At 36.3% G+C, this 20,100-nt stretch carries 14 protein-coding genes; 5 read left to right on the top strand and 9 right to left on the bottom strand.

Annotated features, from left to right (window positions below):
• The first annotated feature begins 76 nt into the window (after positions 1–76).
• Both B4F31_RS08665 and B4F31_RS08670 read left to right on the top strand, forming a co-directional pair.
• Entirely contained in the window at positions 77–1,747 is a 1,671-nt protein-coding gene (locus B4F31_RS08665) for an ABC1 kinase family protein (RefSeq protein WP_075326591.1), read from the top strand.
• Between the two features lie 57 nt (positions 1,748–1,804).
• Positions 1,805–3,289, top strand: coding sequence for a S10 family peptidase (locus B4F31_RS08670; protein WP_093302373.1), 1,485 nt, complete (start codon positions 1,805–1,807; stop codon positions 3,287–3,289).
• A gap of 135 nt (positions 3,290–3,424) precedes the next feature.
• Here the strand turns inward: B4F31_RS08670 and thrC are convergent, their stop codons facing one another.
• The 5 genes from thrC to B4F31_RS08695 form a co-directional block, all read right to left on the bottom strand.
• Complete coding sequence (gene thrC / locus B4F31_RS08675; RefSeq protein WP_286761100.1) at positions 3,425–4,720, bottom strand: threonine synthase; 1,296 nt, start codon at positions 4,718–4,720, stop codon at positions 3,425–3,427.
• Between the two features lie 95 nt (positions 4,721–4,815).
• On the bottom strand, positions 4,816–5,739 hold the full coding sequence (locus B4F31_RS08680) for a homoserine kinase (protein WP_075326589.1): 924 nt from the start codon (positions 5,737–5,739) through the stop codon (positions 4,816–4,818).
• 3 nt (positions 5,740–5,742) lie between these two features.
• Positions 5,743–8,190, bottom strand: coding sequence for a bifunctional aspartate kinase/homoserine dehydrogenase I (thrA, locus tag B4F31_RS08685; RefSeq protein WP_093302370.1), 2,448 nt, complete (start codon positions 8,188–8,190; stop codon positions 5,743–5,745).
• A 331-nt stretch (positions 8,191–8,521) separates the two neighbouring features.
• The gene (locus B4F31_RS08690; RefSeq protein WP_286761101.1) at positions 8,522–9,985 is read right to left on the bottom strand and encodes a magnesium chelatase; all 1,464 of its coding nucleotides are present in this window, start codon (positions 9,983–9,985) and stop codon (positions 8,522–8,524) included.
• A gap of 146 nt (positions 9,986–10,131) precedes the next feature.
• Positions 10,132–11,262 carry a vWA domain-containing protein gene (locus tag B4F31_RS08695; protein WP_093302367.1) on the bottom strand — a complete coding sequence of 377 codons (1,131 nt, stop codon included), beginning with the start codon at positions 11,260–11,262 and terminating at the stop codon, positions 10,132–10,134.
• A gap of 190 nt (positions 11,263–11,452) precedes the next feature.
• On the opposite strand from B4F31_RS08695, the gene B4F31_RS08700 reads away from it, so the two are divergent.
• Together B4F31_RS08700 and B4F31_RS08705 are read left to right on the top strand one after the other, a co-directional pair.
• Positions 11,453–12,268, top strand: a complete 816-nt coding sequence (locus tag B4F31_RS08700; RefSeq protein WP_286761102.1) for a phosphatase PAP2 family protein — start codon at positions 11,453–11,455, stop codon at positions 12,266–12,268.
• Between the two features lie 68 nt (positions 12,269–12,336).
• A complete protein-coding gene (locus B4F31_RS08705; RefSeq protein WP_075326584.1) occupies positions 12,337–13,413 on the top strand; it encodes an endonuclease/exonuclease/phosphatase family protein in 1,077 nt (358 codons plus the stop codon).
• On the opposite strand, the gene B4F31_RS08710 is transcribed toward B4F31_RS08705, so the two are convergent.
• The 4 genes from B4F31_RS08710 to B4F31_RS08725 all read right to left on the bottom strand — a co-directional run bounded on the left by B4F31_RS08710 (position 13,410) and on the right by B4F31_RS08725 (position 19,284).
• On the bottom strand, positions 13,410–13,820 hold the full coding sequence (locus B4F31_RS08710; RefSeq protein ID WP_083634169.1) for a response regulator: 411 nt from the start codon (positions 13,818–13,820) through the stop codon (positions 13,410–13,412). The genes B4F31_RS08705 and B4F31_RS08710 overlap by 4 nt on opposite strands.
• Positions 13,821–13,843: 23 nt before the next feature.
• Entirely contained in the window at positions 13,844–15,598 is a 1,755-nt protein-coding gene (locus B4F31_RS08715) for a PAS domain S-box protein (RefSeq protein ID WP_093302364.1), read from the bottom strand.
• Between the two features lie 128 nt (positions 15,599–15,726).
• The gene (locus B4F31_RS08720; RefSeq protein ID WP_286761103.1) at positions 15,727–17,898 is read right to left on the bottom strand and encodes a PAS domain-containing sensor histidine kinase; all 2,172 of its coding nucleotides are present in this window, start codon (positions 17,896–17,898) and stop codon (positions 15,727–15,729) included.
• 27 nt (positions 17,899–17,925) lie between these two features.
• Positions 17,926–19,284: a capsule assembly Wzi family protein gene (locus B4F31_RS08725; protein WP_286761104.1), complete on the bottom strand. Its 1,359-nt coding sequence runs from the start codon at positions 19,282–19,284 to the stop codon at positions 17,926–17,928.
• Positions 19,285–19,360: 76 nt separating this feature from the next.
• Here B4F31_RS08725 and B4F31_RS08730 point away from each other — a divergent pair, with 76 nt between their 5' ends.
• Positions 19,361–20,092 carry a tyrosine-protein phosphatase gene (locus B4F31_RS08730; RefSeq protein WP_286761105.1) on the top strand — a complete coding sequence of 244 codons (732 nt, stop codon included), beginning with the start codon at positions 19,361–19,363 and terminating at the stop codon, positions 20,090–20,092.
• The last annotated feature ends 8 nt before the right edge of the window (positions 20,093–20,100 follow it).

Here is a 20,100-nt window from a genome sequence, read left to right on the forward strand (position 1 = left end):
TTTTCGGTACATATTGGTGTTATAATTTTAAATAGATATCTTTAAAAAACTAAATAACATAACAACCAATAATCTTATGTCTGTACTTCCCGACGATCTTTTGCGTTACCAGAAATTTATAGGCTTTATGCTAAAATACTGGAACAGCGATCTATTTGCCAATACCGCGTCGCAGGCAATGGATGAAAAATCAGATTCAGATAATTCACAGAATTCATACGATCAAAGCCCAGATGAACTGGTAGAAGATCTAAAAAATATGGGGCCTACCTATATTAAAATGGGCCAGCTGCTTTCTACCCGTCCAGACCTTCTTCCAGATGCTTATTTAAAGGCTTTAGCCACTTTACAGGATGATGTTCCTCCTATTCCTTACGAAGAAGTTCATCGCATTGTGGAAGAAGAAATAGGCACCAGGATTTCTAAAGCTTTTGATAGTTTTGATGAAGAACCTTTGGCCAGTGCTTCCATAGGGCAGGTACATAGGGCTACTTTAAGATCGGGAAAACCAGTGGCGGTAAAAATTCAAAGACCGGGAATTAAAAAACAATTCCTTTCAGATTTAGATACTTTAAAAGAACTGGCAGAGCTGGCTGTAAAACACAGTACAACCGCCCAAAAATATGCCTTTGATGATGTTTTAACTGAACTTAGGCGTATTCTACTCCAGGAGTTAGATTACCATCGTGAAGCACAGAATTTAATTACCCTTGGAGACAATTTAAAGGATTTTAAATATTTAATTGTACCGCAACCTATTCAGGACTATTCTGCGGCTAAAGTCCTTACCATGGAATATATTGAAGGCAGAAAGATCACTTCAATATCTCCACTTAAACAAATTGAAGTAGATTATTCGCCCCTTGTAGATGAACTGGTTAAAGCCTATTTGCAACAAGTAATTAATGATGGGTTTGTTCACGCCGATCCACACCCCGGGAATATTCAATTTACAAAAGATGATAAAATTGCCCTGATAGATCTTGGGATGGTTGCCAAGTTTAGCCCGGGAATTAAACAATATATTTTAGAACTTTTATTAGCTATTAGTAATAATAATGGAGAAGAAACCGCTCGTGTTCTATTAAGTATGAGTGAGGTTACAGAAGATGCCAACCTTAAATTCTTCAAAAAGACCATTTCTGATATTATTATGGATAGCGAGCATAGTACGGCTAAAGATATGCAAACCGGTCGGCTTCTTATTCAATTAAACAGGCTTGCAGCCGAAAGCGGAATTCACCTCCCTGTAGAAGTAAATATTCTTGGAAAAATTCTTTTAAATATGGATCAGATAATCGCGGTCTTAGATCCAGAATTTGATCTTAGAGATGCCATTAAAAGACATTCTACCAAGATAATGCGAGATAAAATGTATGAAGAATTAAAGCCTGAAAACTTTTTCTCTTCGGTATTAGCTTCAAAGAAATTTCTGGAATACTTACCCGATCGTTTAAATACGATCTCAAAGAATTTATCTGAAAATGAATTTAAAATTAAGATTGATGCCATAGATGAACAACGGGTTACCGATGGTTTTCAAAAAGTAGCCAATCGTATCACCCTGGGCCTAATTATAGCAGCAATGATTATTGGTGCTTCAATGCTTATGCAGGTTCCTTCAGATTTTACAATTTTTGGTTACCCAGGTCTTGCTATGATTTTCTTCTTACTCGCAGCAGTTGGAGGCATTATTCTTAGTTATATCATTATTTTTCGGGACGAAAATCTCAATAATAAAGATTAGCCTGTTTGGGGAATTGTGTATTTCAGTGTATTTTTCGGTTCTAAAAATTAGAACCACATGAAAAACATCTTTACCCCTCTTTTTTTACTTGTTTTTATAACTACGGCCTGGAGCCAGAAAGTTGAAATTCCGGTAGATACTACGGTCACTACAAATCATTCGGTGACTATTAATTCAAAAAATATAGATTATACGGCCACTACGGGCATGCAGCCACTTTGGAATAATGATGGTGAACCAATTGCCAGTTTATTTTATACCTATTATAAAAGAAGCGATGTAAAAAATACCGAAAACAGGCCCTTGGTTATTTCGTTTAATGGCGGGCCGGGCTCTGCTTCTGTTTGGATGCACGTTGCCTATACAGGCCCACGAGTTTTAAAGATTGACGATGAAGGATATCCAATTCAGCCTTACGGAATTAAGGAAAATCCTCATTCAATTTTAGATGTTGCAGATATTGTTTACGTGAACCCGGTGAACACCGGCTACTCCCGCCCTATTCCAGATGAAGATGGAAAAGTAGATAGAGAAAAGTTCTTTGGTGTTCAAGCCGATATTAAATATTTAGCCGAATGGTTAAATACTTTTGTAAGCAGAAACGAACGCTGGTTATCTCCAAAATATCTTATTGGTGAAAGCTATGGAACTACCCGCGTTTCAGGTTTAGCTCTAGAATTGCAAAACAGCCAGTGGATGTACCTTAACGGGGTAATTTTAGTATCTCCAACCGAAATTGGTATAGATCGCGATGGCCCGGTGGGCATAGCTAACAGACTACCATATTTTGCAGCTGCAGCCTGGTACCATGATGCTTTACCGGCAGAACTTCAGAATAAAGAATTGGAAGATTTGCTGGAAGAAGTTGAAGAATATACTATAAATGAATTAACGCCGGTATTGGTAAAAGGCGGTTTTACTGAAACTGCCAAAAAAGAGGAAGCAGCCGAGAAAATGGCTTATTATTCAGGAATTTCTAAAGAAGTAATTCTTCAGAATAATCTTGATGTAGATTATCGTTTTTTCTGGAAAGAATTAAAGCGAAAAGATGGCGTAACCGTTGGTAGACTGGATTCCAGATATCTTGGAATAGACGCCAAAGAAGCCGGAGATTCCCCCGATTATAATGCTGAGCTAACTTCCTGGTTACACTCGTTTACTCCCGCCATAAATCATTATCTGAGACAGGATCTTAATTTTAAAACAGATTTGAAATATTATATGTTTGGCCCTGTACATCCCTGGGATCGCAGTGGTGATAATAGCGGTGAGAATTTGAGACAGGCAATGGCGCAAAATCCTAATTTGGATGTAATGATTCAATCGGGTTACTTTGATGGCGCTACTACCTATTTTAATGCCAAATACACGATGTGGCAATTAGACCCAAGCGGAAAAATGAAAGACCGCCTTAGTTTTAAAGGCTACGAAAGCGGCCATATGATGTATCTGCGAGCAGAGGACCTTAAAAATGCCAATGAAGATATTCGGGAATTTATAGAAAACAGTCTTCCAAAAGAAGGCGCTCCTGCCAAGTATTAATTGCAATAAATAGTTTGGGAAGCTTTTTTCAACAATTCCGTCATTCTGAACTGGTTTCAGAATCTAATATGTTAGACCCTGAAACCAGTTCAGAATGACGTTAAAAAAAAGTAGCTTCCCAAACAATTTTATAAACTATTGCATCAAATAAGCTTTCAATTCATCATAATCTGAGATATTGAAAGCTTTTTTCTCTTTATTCATCGCTTCTTTAATGGAAACCGGAATTTCCACTTTTTCTCCAATGACTTCCTCTACAGTTTCCAGGAATTTTACCGGATGTGCAGTTTCTAAAAATGTACCGTAATAGTCGGGGTTTTCGGCTAAAAATTCCTGAAGCCCAAGATAACCAACTGCCCCATGTGGGTCCATTACATAGTTATACTTTTCCTTTACTTGTTTTATGGCCTTTCTGGTTTCTTCATCAGAATAACTAAAAGAAGAAAGTTGTTTTGATAGCGGTTCAAATTCATTATTGAACAATTCCAGGATTCTTACAAAATTACTGGGATTTCCAACATCCATCGCGTTAGAGATAGTCTGTACGCTGGGTTTCGGACTATATTCTTGCGATTGCAAATAACGTGTCACTACATTATTTTCGTTATTGGAGGCGATAAAACGGTCTATGGGAAGCCCCATTTTTTTAGCTAACATTCCCGCACAAATATTTCCAAAATTTCCACTGGGAACTGAAAAAACCAGTTTTTCCTGTTTTTCAGTCAATTGTTTATAGGCAAAAAAGTAATAAAACATTTGTGGTAACCAGCGCGCAACATTAATGGAATTAGCTGAAGTTAGTTGGCGTTTTTCACTTATTTCAGCATCAGAAAAAGCTTTTTTAACCATATCCTGGCAATCGTCAAAATTTCCATTTACTTCTAATGCGGTGATATTCTGGCCAAGGGTGGTAAGTTGTTTTTCCTGGATTTCACTCACTTTCCCTTTAGGGTATAGAATTACTACATCTATTCCTTCAACACCTAAAAATCCATTAGCCACCGCGCCCCCGGTATCTCCCGACGTAGCTACTAAAACTGTAATTTTCCCAAGATTTCCTTTCTTTACAAAATGCCCCAGGCAACCCGCCATAAAGCCTGCACCCACATCTTTAAATGCCAGCGTTGGCCCATGAAATAATTCAAGCGTTCCTGTGTTTTCTGAAATTGGAACTACCGGAAATTCAAAGTTTAAAGTTTTCTTTAGAATTTCCTGAAGACCGTTTTTATCAATTTCTTCACCTACAAAAGGTTTTATGGCTTCAAAAGCAATTTCCTCTTTGGATAGTTCTCCTAAATTCTGAAAAAAATCTTTAGATAAATTAGGAATTTTTTCAGGAAAATAGAGTGCTTTTCCCGGTGCAAGTCCTCGAACAACTGCATCTTCAAAGGAAACTTTATGATTTTTATCGTTTAAACTAATGTATTTCATCTGTATAAATTTTATCCCCATTTAAGTTTTGGCAAGAGCTAATTATAATGCTCCTATTAGTGCTAATTTCAGGGTCCAGCATCATACTGGTTTCATTATGATAGTATTTTTATGCCTTCGGGATTAATTTTAGATAAATGCAGATCGAAATCTATATTTTTATCCTGATAAAATTCCTGGAATTCGGCTTTTACTTTTTCGGCTACCGTATCACCTTTGCACATAGCAAAAACTGAAGGTCCCGAACCAGAAATTCCAAAACCAAGGGCTCCATTTGCTGCAGCCAAATTTTTAAGTTCATCGAAATACGGAATTAAAATAGACCGCACCGGTTCTATAATCTCATCTTTTAAACTTCGGCCTAAAAGTTCATAATCCTGGGTATAAAGCGCACTTACAAGTGCTGCTAAATTCCCCCATTGGCTAATTGCTTTTTTTAGTTCTACATTTTGCCTAATTACCGACCTTGAATCACGGGTTTTTAATTCGATTAACGGATGCAATATCAACATTCTTAATTCAGGTAAACCAGGTAAGCTAATTATCTCCAGAGGTTCGTAGCTTTTCACCAGGGTAAAACCGCCCAGGAGTGCCGGGGCTACATTATCGGCGTGAGCATTTCCACTTGCAAGACGTTCCCCTTCCATCGCAAATTTTATTAATTGATTTGCTGAAAAAGGTTCACCCAGCAATTTATTAATTCCGAAAACGGCGCCTGCAGCGCTAGCTGCGCTACTTCCAATTCCACTCCCAGCTTTAATATTTTTCTTTATTTCAATATCAAAACCCTGTTTTTCATTTAATTCGGAAAGCATAGCATTTGCCGCAACCCCGGCCACGTTTTCTTCAACCTCTAAAGGTAAATCCTGGCCGGTGATTTTAGTGATTCTTAGTTTTTGTGCTGAATTTTTCGAAATAATCATCTCGTCACCAACGCCGTCTAAACAACAGCCTAACACGTCAAATCCGCAAGAAAGGTTAGCCACCGTTGCCGGTGCAAATAGTTTTATTTTATCCATAACCTATTTCTTTCCTATTCTTATTACATCGGCAAATATTCCTGAAGCAGTAACCTCGGCTCCTGCACCGGCTCCTTTTACAATTAATGGTTGTTCAGGATAACGCTCTGTGAAGAATAACACGATGTTATCGCTACCGCTCAAATTATAAAATGGATGCTGAGAATCTACCGATTGTAGACCTACCACAGCTTTTCCATCTTCCAGTTGCGCCACGTATTTTAATTGTTCTCCTTTTTCTTCTGCCGATCTATAGATTTCCTGAAATTTTGGTTCATCTTTTTTCAGCAACTCGAAAAAATCTTCATTATTAGTGGTTGCCAAACTTTCTTTAGATAAGAAATCTTCACTTTCAATATCTTCAAGCTCCATTTCGTATCCACTTTCACGGGCAAGGATCAAAATTTTACGTGCAACGTCTACACCACTTAAATCAATTTTAGGATCTGGTTCTGTATAACCTTCTTTCATTGCCATTTCTACAGTTTTATAGAAAGGATCTTCAGCTTTATAGGTATTGAATACAAAGTTTAGACTACCAGAAAGCACGGCCTGGATTTTAGTAACCCTATCTCCCGAAGCAACCAGGTTTTTTAGCGTATCTATAATAGGCAAACCGGCTCCCACGTTGGTTTCGTATAAAAATGAAGCACCATATTCCCGGGCCAGGTTTTGTAATTCCTGATAGTTTTCAAAACTATCTGCACAGGCAATTTTATTACAGGTTACCACCGAAACCGAATTTGCTAAATATTCTTTATACCAGGCTGATATATCGGGACTTGCCGTATTATCTACAAAAATGCTGTTTCGTAAATTAAATTCGTCCACTTTTTTAAAGAATTCAGCCTTATCGGCTTTTTCTCCTTTTTCAAGAGCTTTTTCCCAGTTTTCTAAATCAATCCCATTTTCATCAAAAAGCATTTTTCGGGAATTAGATAAGCCATGAACCCTAACCTTTAATCGAAGTTTTTCCAATAAGAATTTTTCCTGCTTCTTCAATTGGTTTAGTAGTTTACTCCCCACATTTCCAACACCGGTGATAAACAAGTTGAGCTCTTTAGAAGGCACTTCAAAGAATTGTTCGTGTAAGGTATTAAGCGCTTTTTTTACATCTTTTTTAGAAATAACAGCAGAAATATTTCGTTCTGAAGATCCCTGGGCAATTGCCCGAATATTGATATTATTGTTACCCAGGGCACTAAACATTTTCCCGCTTAATCCGTGGTGACTCTTCATTCTATCCCCTACAAGCGCTACAATGGCCACATTCTCTTCAATCTCTACCGGTTTGATTTTTTTATACTGAATTTCAACCTCAAAAGCTTCATCTAAAGCTTCTTTAGCAAGTTCAGCTTCATCATCCTTCACTGCGATACAGATACTATGTTCTGAAGATGCCTGGGTAATTAAAACAACGTTTATATTTTCTTGAAAAAGCACTTCAAAAAATCTTTTGGAAAAGCCCGGAATACCAACCATCCCGCTACCTTCAATATTCAGAAGTTTTATAGAATCAATATGCGTTATCCCGGTAACCCAACGGAAATTCTTCTCTGAAGATTTTGAAATAAGCGTGCCCGTTTCATCGGGTTTAAAAGTATTTTTTATTAAGATATTTATTTGTTTATCCAGTAAGGGTTGAAGCGTTGGCGGATAAAGCACTTTTGCACCAAAATGCGATAATTCCATAGCTTCCTGGTAGGAAATATCCTTTAGCGGATAAGCGTGGGGCACAATTTGCGGATTGGCGGTGTACATCCCATTTACATCGGTATAGATCAGCACTTCTTTTACATCTAAAGCAGCACCGTAAAGGGCCGCCGTAAAATCTGAGCCACCACGGCCAAGCGTACTGGGAACACCTTGTTCGTTCCTGGAAACAAAACCTGGTGCGATATATAAAGAAGCATCTTTTGCTTCAAAATATTTTTCAATATTCGCATTGGTTTGCGCATAATTTACCTGAACTTTTTCATTGGTGTTTTTACAAACAATTAGCTCACGAGAATCTATATATTGAGAGTTTACGCCAAGATTTTTGAAATATTCAGCAATAATTAGAGAAGATAAAACTTCCCCAAAACCAGCAACTACGTGGCGGGTTTTATTAGAAAGTTCGTTGAGTAAATAAACACCTTCATACAAAGTTTCCAGGCGATTAAGTTCGGTTTTTACTTTACTTAAAATACTGCTTTGTGCGTTTACCGGAATTAACTCACGAACTGCTTCAAGATGTCTTTTTTCATTTTTTATAAGAATATCTTTGTAAGCAAGATCTTCACGAGAAGCGAGATCTGCCATTTCCAGCAAATCGTTGGTAACACCGCCAAAAGCGGAAAAAACTACCAGGGTTTTATCTTCTTTTAAATGTTTTTGAACAGTTTTAGCTACGAGTTTTATTCGTTCTGGAGAGGCCAAAGAGGTACCTCCGAATTTTAGGACTTTCATAAGTCAAATTAGTTAAATTAGAATGATTGTGTTTAAAAAAAACAGGCGTGTACGGAAGTGCTATGTAGAATTATACCCCAAAAGGGGTAATACGAATAATCGTCATGCCAGAAATGCCCACGTTAAAAACGCTTCTTGAAGTGCCGAAATTTATGCTTTCTGTTATCTTCATTTTTGACCTTATTCTGGTGATAAAAGTATATATTTTTAAGTGTAATAAAAACAAAAATGACAATTTACCGGCAGAATTATGAATTTCATTTTATTCAATAAAAAAAATACCCGATTAATAATTTAACCGGGTATTTTTTCGTTTTATTTTAATAATTACTTAAAGATCACTTATATAACTTCCGTAGAGATCTTTAAACTGAACACCGGTGGCGAAACGATGCTTGCTTAGTTTCTTGTATTCTACTAATGCCCAAAGCAAAAATTCTTTTAAAAAGTAAGAATCTTTCTCTGAAATTTCCGGTTGATACTTTTTAATCAGTTCATTTAATGGTTCTACAGAATCCAGTTTTTCTTTGTATTCTGCATCAGAAAGATCATCGGGTAACTCAAAACCGCTTTGTTCAAAAAACCATTCTACTAAATCGTCGTAAGGCGTGGTTTCATCAGGCTTTTGTAACTTTTCTATCTTAGGAAAATACTGTAGAAATAAAGTTTTTACTGAATCTCCAATTAGCTGAAGGGCAACACTTGCCGCTCCTTCTTCTTCCCCTTCATAAACCAGTTCTACTTTTCCCGTAATGGAAGGAACTACACCCAGAAAGTCTCCAAACCTCAACAAGGTTTTATCGTCTCCAGATTTCAATGAACGTCTTTCTGCTGTACTTAGTAGGTTTTCATAAGCCGTGATACTAAGCCTGGCACTAATTCCGCTTTTTTCATCTATAAATTCACTTTCACGAGCTTCGAAACTAATTTGTTCCAAAAGATCTTTAGCGAGTTCCGGTACATGAACCAATTCGCTTTGTCTTTTATCCAGTTTTGCTTCCTGTGCGGTAATTGTTTTAGCAATCTTAATACTATCTGGATAATGCGTTAATATTTGGGAGCCAATTCTATCTTTTAAAGGAGTTACAATACTACCACGGTTGGTATAATCTTCAGGGTTAGCGGTAAATACAAACTGAAGGTCTAGCGGTAATCTTAATTTAAAGCCGCGAATTTGAATATCGCCTTCCTGAAGAATGTTAAACAAAGCTACCTGGATTCGCGCCTGCAAATCGGGTAACTCGTTGATTACAAAAATACTACGATTGGCCCGCGGAATCATTCCGAAGTGGATTACACGATCATCGGCATAGCTTAATTTTAAATTTGCAGCTTTAATTGGGTCTACATCCCCAATAAGATCGGCCACGGTTACATCTGGTGTAGCGAGTTTTTCAAAAAATCGTTCCTCTCTATGTACCCAGCTAATTGGAGTTTCATCTCCTTTTTCTTTTACTAATTCTGTAGCATAACGGGAAATTGGATTTAGGGGATCGTCGTTAATTTCTGAACCCTGAATCACCGGCATGTATTCATCCAGTAAATTCACCATTAAACGTGCGAGACGGGTTTTTGCCTGGCCTCTTAACCCAAGTAGGTTAATATTATGCCGGGACAAAATTGCGCGTTCCATTTCAGGAATTACACTATCCTCATAACCGTGAATTCCGGGGAAAGTAGGTTCGTTCTTCTTTATTTTTTCAATTAAATTTGCCCTGAGTTCTTCTTTAATTCCGCGACTTTTATATCCAGATTTTTTAAGTTCTCCCAGTGTATTTATATTTTCTATTTTCATATTTGTTATTTTATTTCTGATCTAAAATTCGGAATGATTTTTCTAACTATATACGTCAAGCTAAACTTGTTTCAGCTTCTATTACATTATGATTTCTAACATCTTAGATCCCGAAACAAGTTCAGGAAGACGGTAAAATAATTTTACTAATTCCCCCTTATTCTCTTTTTCCTATTGGTTTCATAATCTTCAAAAATCATTTCACCAAGGCCTTTTAAGCCGGTGTAAAAAGCTTTCCCCTGGTTGGCATAGGTAAACTCCCTTACAAACTGCATTAAATAAGGATCTTGCGCGATCATAAATGTAGTAATAGGAATATGTAGTTTTCTTGCCTGGCGAGCCATTGTATAACATTTGCCTAAAATATAAGGATCAAGACCCATACTGTTTTTATAATAAGAGCCGTCGCGTTCTCGCAGGCAACTCGGCTTTCCATCGGTTATCATAAAGATTTGACGGTTTGTGCTCCTTTTTCTTCTAAGAATATCCATAGCCAGTTTTAAACCCGCCACGGTATTGGTATGGTATGGTCCTACTTTAAGATAAGGAAGATCGGCTATAGAAACCGGCCAGGCATCATCTCCAAAAACAATAATATCCAAACTGTCTTTGGGATATCTGGTAGTAATCAATTCGGCCAAAGCCATCGCTACTTTTTTCGCCGGAGTAATACGATCTTCGCCATATAAAATCATACTATGACTAAGATCTATCATAAGCACAGTACTCATTCTGGATTTGTAATGGGTTTCCTCCACCACCAAATCCTCTTCAGTCATATTAAAATTCCCGATACCGTGATTAATTTGGGCATTTCTTAAACTTTCGGTTACCGAAATCTTATCAGGCGAATCTCCAAATTGAAAATTCCTGAAATCACCCGTATGTTCGTCTCCCCTACCTACGTGATTGGTTCTATGACTTCCCGACGCACTTTTCTTCAGTTTTCCGAAGATCTGGTCTAAAGCCTGTTTTCTAATAGCTCGTTCGGTTTTGGCTGTAATCGCCATACCACCACCCTCGTCTTCCGTTTCCTCTTTTATGTAACCTTTCTTTTTAAGGTCTTCTACAAAATCATCCAGGGTGTAATCTTCCGTGGTTAATTTGTATTCGTCGTCTAACTGTTTCAGCCAATCCAGGGCTTCATCTAAATCTCCTGAAGTATGAGTAATTAATTCTTTAAAAACTTCAAAAAGCCTGTCAAACGGTGACTTTTCAGGCTCCTCAAACTTATTAAAAACAAATCCGCTTCCCTGTCTATAATCTTTCTTCTTCATATTCTAAAATTACGGTATTTTATATAGAATTGGAAAATCTTTAGCTGCAACAGGAATTAAACTTATGTTAATCTAAAAATTACTTATATTATGTTTAGAAGGCTAATATTGTTATTCTTTTCTTAAAAACTTCAGTGTTTACGATGTAGTTAAGAGATTTGAATATAATTAAAACCACAATAAGAGATTAATGAAAAATTTGCTTTTACTCAGTTTTTGTTTTGTTCTTAGCTATACTAGTTTTTCCCAGGGTTCCCCCTATAAAACCGATGCCTGGACAGATGGTGCCTATATTGCCGGTACCGTTGGATTAAATGTATTAGGTTTCACTTTTATCCAAAATAAAGATGCACTTACTGAAGCTGAAGTTGCAGATTTAAATAAAAATGATATTTGGGGAATAGATCGTTGGGCAGCAGGAAATTATTCTGAAGAAGCTGATGCTTTAAGCTATATACCCTTTTATGCAGCCCTGGCCGCTCCGCTTGCTTTACTGCCCGGTGAAGCAGAACGAAATAATTTTGGACAAATAAGTGTTTTATTTGTAGAAACCATGGCTACTACGGGCGTCTTTTATACTATGACTGCCGGTTTAATAGATAAAAGCCGACCTCTTGTTTATAATGAAAATCTTCCGTTGGACGAACGTGCCGAGGGTGGTGCACAACGCTCGTTTATTGCAGGGCACACTGCAGTTGCTGCTGCCGGCAGCTTTTTTGCCGCCAAAATTTTTAATGATTTTCATCCTGATTCTAAGGCCGTTCCTTTTGTTTGGGGTGGAGCCACAGGAGTTTCGGTTTTAATGGGATATTTAAGAACAAAAGCCGGGAAACATTTTCTTACAGATAATATTGCAGGTGCCGTAGTAGGTGCCGTTAGCGGAATATTAATTCCTGAATTGCATAAAAAAGGCAAAGAAAATATTGATCTTTATCCTACCGCTAATTTTAATATTAACGGCACGGGAATCAACACTAAAGGCCTTGCGCTTTCTTATAAGTTCTAAGTAAGACTATTGTTTAATTTTCGAGGCAAGCCTCGAAGCATTTAAAACTCGGTTATCGAGCAAACTCTATGGAGGTTTCAGAAATTATAATGCTTATATTGTGCGGAATATTTCTAATTCCAAGTCTGGCGTCTGCCACACGATTTGACCAATGGTGGATTCGTGCTTTCGATTTTCCTCGTATTCAAATTTCAATTCTAATTAGCACGGTTATAATTATCTCTATTATGGTTTTTGATTTTTCTGAAACTATTCATTTTATAGCTATTGCTTTAATTATTCTAAGTCTTATTTATCAACTTCATAAGATTTTTCCATACACCTGGTTCGCAAAAAAAGAAGTAATGAAATTTGAGGACGGCGACCCCAGCGATAATATTTCTATTCTGGTAAGTAATGTACTCACTCCCAATACCCAGTATCACAAACTTCTTGAAATTGTACACCGGCGGCAACCCGATATTCTTCTTACGCTGGAATCTGATAAAAAGTGGGAAGAAGCACTTAAAGATATAGAAGAAGAGTATAAATACACCGTAAAAGTGCCTATGGATAATCTCTACGGAATGCATCTATATTCTAAACTAAAATTAGAAGAAACCGAAGTTAGATATTTAGTAAAAGATGATATTCCCTCTATACACGGCTTTGTACGTTTAGACGATAATACTAAAGTTAGAATTCACTGTATGCACCCAAGACCTCCAAGCCCTTCTGAAGCTGATACTTCTACCAACCGCGATGCCGAATTATTGATGTTGGGAAGGGATGTTAGAGAACAGGATGATAGCGTTTTGGTTTTTGGAGATTTAAATGATGTTGCCTGGTCTCGCACCACAAGATTATTTCAACAAATGAGCGGGTTATTAGACCCCAGGATAGGGAGAGGCTTTTTTAATACTTTTCACGCCGGTTATCGCTTTTTTAGATGGCCGTTAGATCACGTTTTTCATAGCAACGATTTTACTTTAATAGAAATTGCGCGAGAAAAACCTATGGGATCAGATCACTTTCCTATGTATATTAATTTAAATTTTGAACGTCCAGCCGAAGAAGAACAGGAAAAACCTGAACCTGATGAAGAGGAAAAAGAATGGGCACAGGAGAAAATTGATGATGCAGAACCCAGGGAAAACGGTGTTTAAGCGGTTTCGAAAAAATGACTTATTTCTGAGATTTCTTTGATTTTCTCACAATCTGCAGCAGAGATTGGTTTTTCTATAAAAGAACGTACTGTGCTATAATTATTAGCTTTTTCTTTGTCTTTTGCATCTATAGAAGAAGTTACCATAATAACGTGATATCTGGATTTTTGCGGATGAGCTTCTAAACGCTTTAAAAAATCCCAACCATTCATATTAGGCATATTAATGTCTAAAAGAATAAGAAAATCCTTTTGCCTGGTGTGATTTTGATCTTCTATAATATAATTTAAAGCATCTGCCGCCTGACTAAAGCTTATAGGGTTTTGGGCGATCTCGTGGTTGCTTATCATCTTCTTCTGAATAAATACCACAATTTGATCGTCATCTACGATAAGTACTTCAAGCATTATAAGAAATTTAGGGCTAGAGCTTAGAATTCTTCTTCAGTTTTAATGGTGATCTTTCTAATCACTTTATCAAGCTCTTCAGACGAATTTAAGATATTATCTATAATTTCCTCAATATTATCAAGATTATTTCTCTGATTTTTCAGTAATTCTATTAACCCCATAATTCTGGCTAATGGCGCCCGCACTACGTGAGATTGTGTCCATGCTATTTCTCGAAGCCTTTCGTTACTGCGCTCTATAGCATTAATGTATTTTCTTCTTTCGGTAATATCTTGCATAGAACCAATTATACGCGAGGGTTTACCGGTAGCATCGGTAATTACATAGCTACGATCAAGAATGTATTTGTATTCTCCGTTTGCACATTTAAAACGGTATTCTATGCCAAGAATCTTTTGCCCGCGCTCGTATATTCCTTTAGCAGCTTCAATAACGCGTGGTTTATCTTCAGGGTGAATTCTATCCTGCCACCATTCTTTTGAGGTTTCTAATTCTTCCTGGGAGTAACCAAAAATATCGTATATGGCATTGCTATACTGAAATTCATTTTTTTCAACATCAAAATCGGTAATAAGGTCACTGGTGGCTTTAGCAACGATATCGTACCGCTCCAGGCTTTCCCTTAATTGCTGTTCCTGTACTTTAGCTTTAGTAATATCCCTGGAGTTTGCAATTAATCCTTTTACAGCAGGATCATCTCTTAAATCACTAATTATGGTTTCAAACCAACGCCACTCCCCCTTCCCATCTTTATATCTATAGGAAGGTAACTGATAGGATTTTCTGCTGCCTAAATACTGGATTTTGCCTTCAATTTTATCACGGTCTTCCCTATGTATAAAGTCAAATACATTTCTACCTTCAATTTTTTCGGGATCTACTCCTAAAATATTCTTTACGCTGGGGCTTACATAAGCATAATGAAAATTTTGATCTATAATACTTATAAGATCGCTACCATCCTGAACCAGGGCTTTAAAACGCTCCTGGCTGTGCCTTAATTTTTCTTCGGCTTTTAACTTTTCAGTGATATTATGCGCCTGAGTAACCCTGGCTTCGCGCCCACCAAATAGAATAGGATTGCTCTGCACATCTATATAAAGCAGGTTTCTACTTTTTGTATAATGCTTGACTTTTAAAGTAAAAAAATCGTGAAAATTTTCTTCTACAGTTTCTTCAATTCTCGCTTCATCATCGGCCCATAAATCCCTTACAGACATCTGCATAAATTCTTCGCGGGTATATTCGTATAAATTTATAGCAGCCTGGTTTACACTTAAAAACTCCAGAGTATTCCTATCTAAAACCCACATTGGCAGCGGACTTGAATCGAAGAGAGTTCGGTATTTTTCTTCAGATTCATAGAGTTGGTGCTGTACTTTCCTCCGTTCCATGCTGTAATGGATACTTTTAGATAAAATGGAGGCATTTATTTCGTCTTTCAGCAAATAGTCTGAAACTCCCCAGGAAAGTGTTTTTACGCCATAATCTTTATTGGTATAACCGGTAAGTACAACTACGGGCGTTCCGTTAGAAAATGCAAGAATATCTTTTACAAGTAATTCAGTATTATTAATATCTGGAAGCGATAAATCGAGTAAAACAGTATCAAAATCTGAAGTTTTCTGAAGAATCGTTTTAGCAATTTTAAAGTTCTCGGCACGCTGTATTTCCAGGGCATGGTGTTCTTCAGACAGGTAATCTTCAATAAGCATAAAATCACCTGGGTTATCTTCAATAACCAAGATTTTTAATTCCCCGGAATTTTTCGTCATTTAAAATAATTTTAAACCTCAGTAATTTAATAGCTAACTTCTGAAAAATTTTTCAGCTTATAAATTGAAAAGACAAGGTAACCCGGACTAAACAATAGGAATTTAAATTACATGGATTAGTAAATATACTAAAATTGTTTTGGGATTGTAAAATAAAAACTACTACCCTTACCATACGCTGATTCTACCCAAATTTCACCTCCAAAGTGGTCTACAATTTTCTTACAAATTGCTAATCCTATTCCAGTGCCTTCATATTCATCACGATGATGTAAACGCTGAAAAATCACAAATATCTTTTCTTTAAATGCTTCCTCAATTCCTATACCATTATCGCTTATTTTAAATCCCCAGTAAACATCTTTTTCTTCAGCTGAAATTTCTATAACTGGCCGCCGATCTTTAGAATGATATTTTAAGGCATTTCCTATTAAATTAGAAAATAACTGTTTTAAAGGAAGTTCTTCAACTTTTAAATCTGGTAGTTCTCCTAATTTAATTTCTGCATTTTGCGCTTCAATACATCTTTTTTGAAGCAATAAAACTTCAGAAACCAAATTTTTAGTATTTACTTCAACAACTTGATACTCTCCTCTCCCAACCCTTGAATATTCAAGTAGATCTAATATTATTTGTCGCATTCTGGTAGCACCATCGTGCGCAAAATGAATATATTGCTGGGCCTTCTCATCCAGTTGATCGCTGTACTTTTTCTTAAGTTGTGTAAGAAAACTGGTTACCATTCTAAGCGGCTCCTGAAGATCGTGTGATGCGATATAAGCAAACTGCTCGAGTTCTTTATTAGAGAGTGCAAGCTCTTCCGTATGTTTTTTTAACTCACGGTTTAATAATTCTAAGGCTTCTTCTTTTTGTTTTATTTCAGTAATATTCCTGGAAATTCCCACCAATCCTTTTTTATTATCTCCAAACTTAAAGGGCACTTTAGTTAAAAGCGTATAATCAATTTTATCATTAAAATCTCTAATAATATCTTCACGATTTATAATAGGGACGCCCGAATTCATCACCCACGTATTATCATCTATTATTTCTAAAACTTCTTTTTCTGGAAAAAAATCTTTGGGAGTTAGCCCTAAACTGTTTTCCTCAGTTTCAGCACCTAAATAATTATTGTAAAAAGCATAGTTGGTTAAAATTATTTCGTGATTTTGATTCACCACAAATATATGGTCTGGAATATAATCTATAATTGCCCGGAACATATTACGCTCTTCCCTTAATTTCTGTTCAATTTCAACCTGCCGGGTAATATCTTTGGCAATACCATATACACCAGTGATTTTTCGGTTAACATATATGGGAAAATTCGTGACATCCAGAACTCTTCTAGTCCCTTTAAGACCAATAAAATTAGTGTGATAACGCTGAATCTCTCCTGAAGCGGCTTTAAGAGAAATATTCAACACGCGCTCTTTATCTTCCGGAGCTATTAAAGGCAAAAAATTCGCCGCTTTCGCATTTTCTTTTGTTCCTTCAATAAATTCTAATGCAGTTTCATTAAAATCGATAAAATTCCCCATAAGATCAAAGGAATATACTGCATCGGGATTATAATCGAATAAAGATTGAAAGGCCTGCATACTGTTTTCTGCAATTATTTCCTGATTTTTCCTGTCTGAAATATCTATAATTGCAGTACTGGTTCTCTGTTCTCCATTATGATTTGTATAGATAACCGAGTGTACTTCGCACGGAAAATTCTCTCCATTTTTCTTTTTTCCTGTTAATTCATGTCTTAATTCCCCCACCAAATTTCTTTGGTTAAGCGCATTCTTTAAATTTTCGTTTTTAAGTATAATGTCTTCCCTGCTTAGCCGCTTAAATTCTTCAAAAGTATAACCGAACATCCTACAAGCAGCTTTATTAACCTCTATAACCGGCCCGTTAGGATCTGAAAGGAAAATTGCTAATGAAGAGTTTTCTACTACATTTTTTGCCTGAATTATATTCTCGGGTGAGACAGCATCATTTTTATCGACTAATTTTAAACATATAGAAAAAGCTTCAACATCACCATTTTCGTTTAAACAGGGACTACACAGTATTTTTAAATTCTTTGTTTCTGAAAATGAATATAGCTTATGAAAAATACCATCGCCTGAAGAAAAATCATTTTTAAATTTTTTAGATATTTCTGAAGAAAAAACTTTTGCAATACCAAGTTGAGTTGCTAAGCGTTTATTTAAATTTTCTCTTACAAAAATTTCCGCAGAAGAATTCCAGGTTAAAATCTTATACGCTTCATTTATTTTTAATACAGGCGTGGTGCATTTCTTCATTGGGGGAGCTTAAAGTTACCGGCGCTGTTATAAAAATGATTTGGAAACAGAAATTCCTGCGCCAAAATTAGAACCTTCAATTTCATCAAAATCAGCTCCCAATTGAAGATTTAGATTAACTATATTTTGTAACAAATTTAAGTCAAGATAAGTTGAAACTATATGTTGCCCGTTTGTGTTAGCGCTTCCTTTACCTCCATAATTCTTTCTAAAACTCCCTAGGAATTTGTAAGGAATTTTACTGAAAGCCATTCCGCTTAAACCAATATGGTGAACAAGTACTTTATTATTAGTTATTCTAAACCTATCTGGACCCAGGGTGATAAACGGCAGACCTAAAACTCTATTCTCATAGGTCCATCCAGAGCGATACAGGTTATTATTAAAATAATTATCCTGACCATCTGTTGTTGGGGTGTTCTTACTTTGGTTTTTAGTATAATAAAATTCGTACATCACCGCCTGAATCCAGGAATCTATAGCTGCTGTAGGATCTTCAATAAAAACCCCATAGCGGCCATCTGGTGTATTTCTAAGTAAACTTCCAGAGCCATCTTCAAATAAATGGTTGTAAATAATTTCAACATTATAATTGGCCAAAATAGTTTTAATATTAACCTCGTAGCTTCCCAAATGATTTCCCAGGCCATTAATTTCCTGTTCAGAAATTCCATCGCCGGTATCATCTCCCACTCCTCTACCCGTAACGGCTCTTGTATAAGCCTTAAAATCTGAAGGTAAATCGCCAAATTCGGGATGGGTGCCACCCCACTGAACAAAATGCCTTAACCCGGCTGAAATTTGGAATTGCGGTGAAGATTTATAAACTAAATGAAAGCTTTTATGATGAAGTCTTGTATCTTCAACATAGCGCTCGTCATCCATAAAATATTCTTCCAGGGAAGCTTCAAAACCGAGCCCACGATTGTCTTTAAAAAAGATTGGGCGTTTGGTAAAAAATCTTATTCCGGGTAATGGTCTAGCATTAAAAGACCATAGAATACTTTGATTTGTAGCGCTTAGTCCTCTATACAATTCTGTACGTTGTTTTCTTCCTGCAACAATTTCCAACCAGGAATTGTTAAAGGCAAGGTAAGACTCGTCTAATTGTAATTTATCAGTAAAACCATCTTGATAAAGCATTCCCAAACCTCCTTCTAAACTAGCATTTTCAGAAAATCTATAAATCCCTGAAACATTGGCTAATCCAGAAAAATTAGTAAGTTCATCTATTCTGCCGCGTTGGTTGGTATGTAACCAAAAAGGAGAATTGTCTTCACTAAAAAGTAAGCCGGTAGCATTTACATGGCCCTTAAAATCTATTTGCTGGGCATTAACCGATAAAAATAAGAGCGAAAATAAAAATGTAAGATAAAAGTGTTTCATAAGTAGGTTTTAAGACATTTTAAATATGCTTAATTTGATTTAAAAATATGTAATTTTATGCTTCTAAAACTTAGAAATGCTATCCATTTTTCAGAAAAAAATATTCTTAGCCGATTTAATGGAAGGTTTTACCGATTTCCATAACCATTTGTTACCTGGAATAGACGATGGTGCTAAAGAAGTTGAAGATTCTTTGAGTATGATCCAAAAATTTAACGAATTTGGAATAACCGATTTCGTAGCCAGCCCCCACGTAATGGGAGAGTTCTATCCAAATACACCAGAGATAATACTTCCAGCCCTGGAAAAGATAAAAACTAATTTACCTAAAGGAAACTCAATAAGAGCTGCTGGAGAGTATATGATGGATCAATTTTTAATAGATCAGTTAGAAAAGGAAAACGTATTAAATGTAGTAGATAACTATGTTTTAGTTGAAATGTCTTATTTCCAGGCGCCAATTAATTTAGCTGAAATCCTTTTTAAAATTCAAAATAAAAATCTGAAACCAATTTTAGCGCATCCAGAGCGGTATGCGTTTTACCATGGAAACAGCCTCAATAAATATGAAGATTTAAAAGCAAGAGGCTGTAAGTTTCAACTTAATATGCTTTCTTTAAGCACTCACTACGGGACGGGTATCCACAAAAAAGCATTACAACTACTTGAAAACGGAATGATAGATTTTATTAGTAGCGATGCTCACCGTATGGAACATCTTGAGAAAATAAAAAATATCAAACTGAAGAAAAATCAGGTAAAGTTAATTGAGCCGGTAATTAAAAAATCCAAAGCTTTATTTAATTAAATAAAGCT

The organism is Salegentibacter sp. UBA1130, assembly GCF_002311535.1.
Taxonomy (GTDB): domain Bacteria; phylum Bacteroidota; class Bacteroidia; order Flavobacteriales; family Flavobacteriaceae; genus Salegentibacter; species Salegentibacter agarivorans.

What these genes read in the sequence shown, in the direction of transcription:
- B4F31_RS08665 (WP_075326591.1), top strand. Translation starts at nt 77, where the DNA reads ATGTCTGTACTTCCCGACGATCTTTTGCGTTACCAGAAATTTATAGGC.
- B4F31_RS08670 (WP_093302373.1), top strand. Translation starts at nt 1,805, where the DNA reads ATGAAAAACATCTTTACCCCTCTTTTTTTACTTGTTTTTATAACTACG.
- thrC (WP_286761100.1), bottom strand. Translation starts at nt 4,720, where the DNA reads ATGAAATACATTAGTTTAAACGATAAAAATCATAAAGTTTCCTTTGAA.
- B4F31_RS08680 (WP_075326589.1), bottom strand. Translation starts at nt 5,739, where the DNA reads ATGGATAAAATAAAACTATTTGCACCGGCAACGGTGGCTAACCTTTCT.
- thrA (WP_093302370.1), bottom strand. Translation starts at nt 8,190, where the DNA reads ATGAAAGTCCTAAAATTCGGAGGTACCTCTTTGGCCTCTCCAGAACGA.
- B4F31_RS08690 (WP_286761101.1), bottom strand. Translation starts at nt 9,985, where the DNA reads ATGAAAATAGAAAATATAAATACACTGGGAGAACTTAAAAAATCTGGA.
- B4F31_RS08695 (WP_093302367.1), bottom strand. Translation starts at nt 11,262, where the DNA reads ATGAAGAAGAAAGATTATAGACAGGGAAGCGGATTTGTTTTTAATAAG.
- B4F31_RS08700 (WP_286761102.1), top strand. Translation starts at nt 11,453, where the DNA reads ATGAAAAATTTGCTTTTACTCAGTTTTTGTTTTGTTCTTAGCTATACT.
- B4F31_RS08705 (WP_075326584.1), top strand. Translation starts at nt 12,337, where the DNA reads ATGGAGGTTTCAGAAATTATAATGCTTATATTGTGCGGAATATTTCTA.
- B4F31_RS08710 (WP_083634169.1), bottom strand. Translation starts at nt 13,820, where the DNA reads ATGCTTGAAGTACTTATCGTAGATGACGATCAAATTGTGGTATTTATT.
- B4F31_RS08715 (WP_093302364.1), bottom strand. Translation starts at nt 15,598, where the DNA reads ATGACGAAAAATTCCGGGGAATTAAAAATCTTGGTTATTGAAGATAAC.
- B4F31_RS08720 (WP_286761103.1), bottom strand. Translation starts at nt 17,898, where the DNA reads ATGAAGAAATGCACCACGCCTGTATTAAAAATAAATGAAGCGTATAAG.
- B4F31_RS08725 (WP_286761104.1), bottom strand. Translation starts at nt 19,284, where the DNA reads ATGAAACACTTTTATCTTACATTTTTATTTTCGCTCTTATTTTTATCG.
- B4F31_RS08730 (WP_286761105.1), top strand. Translation starts at nt 19,361, where the DNA reads ATGCTATCCATTTTTCAGAAAAAAATATTCTTAGCCGATTTAATGGAA.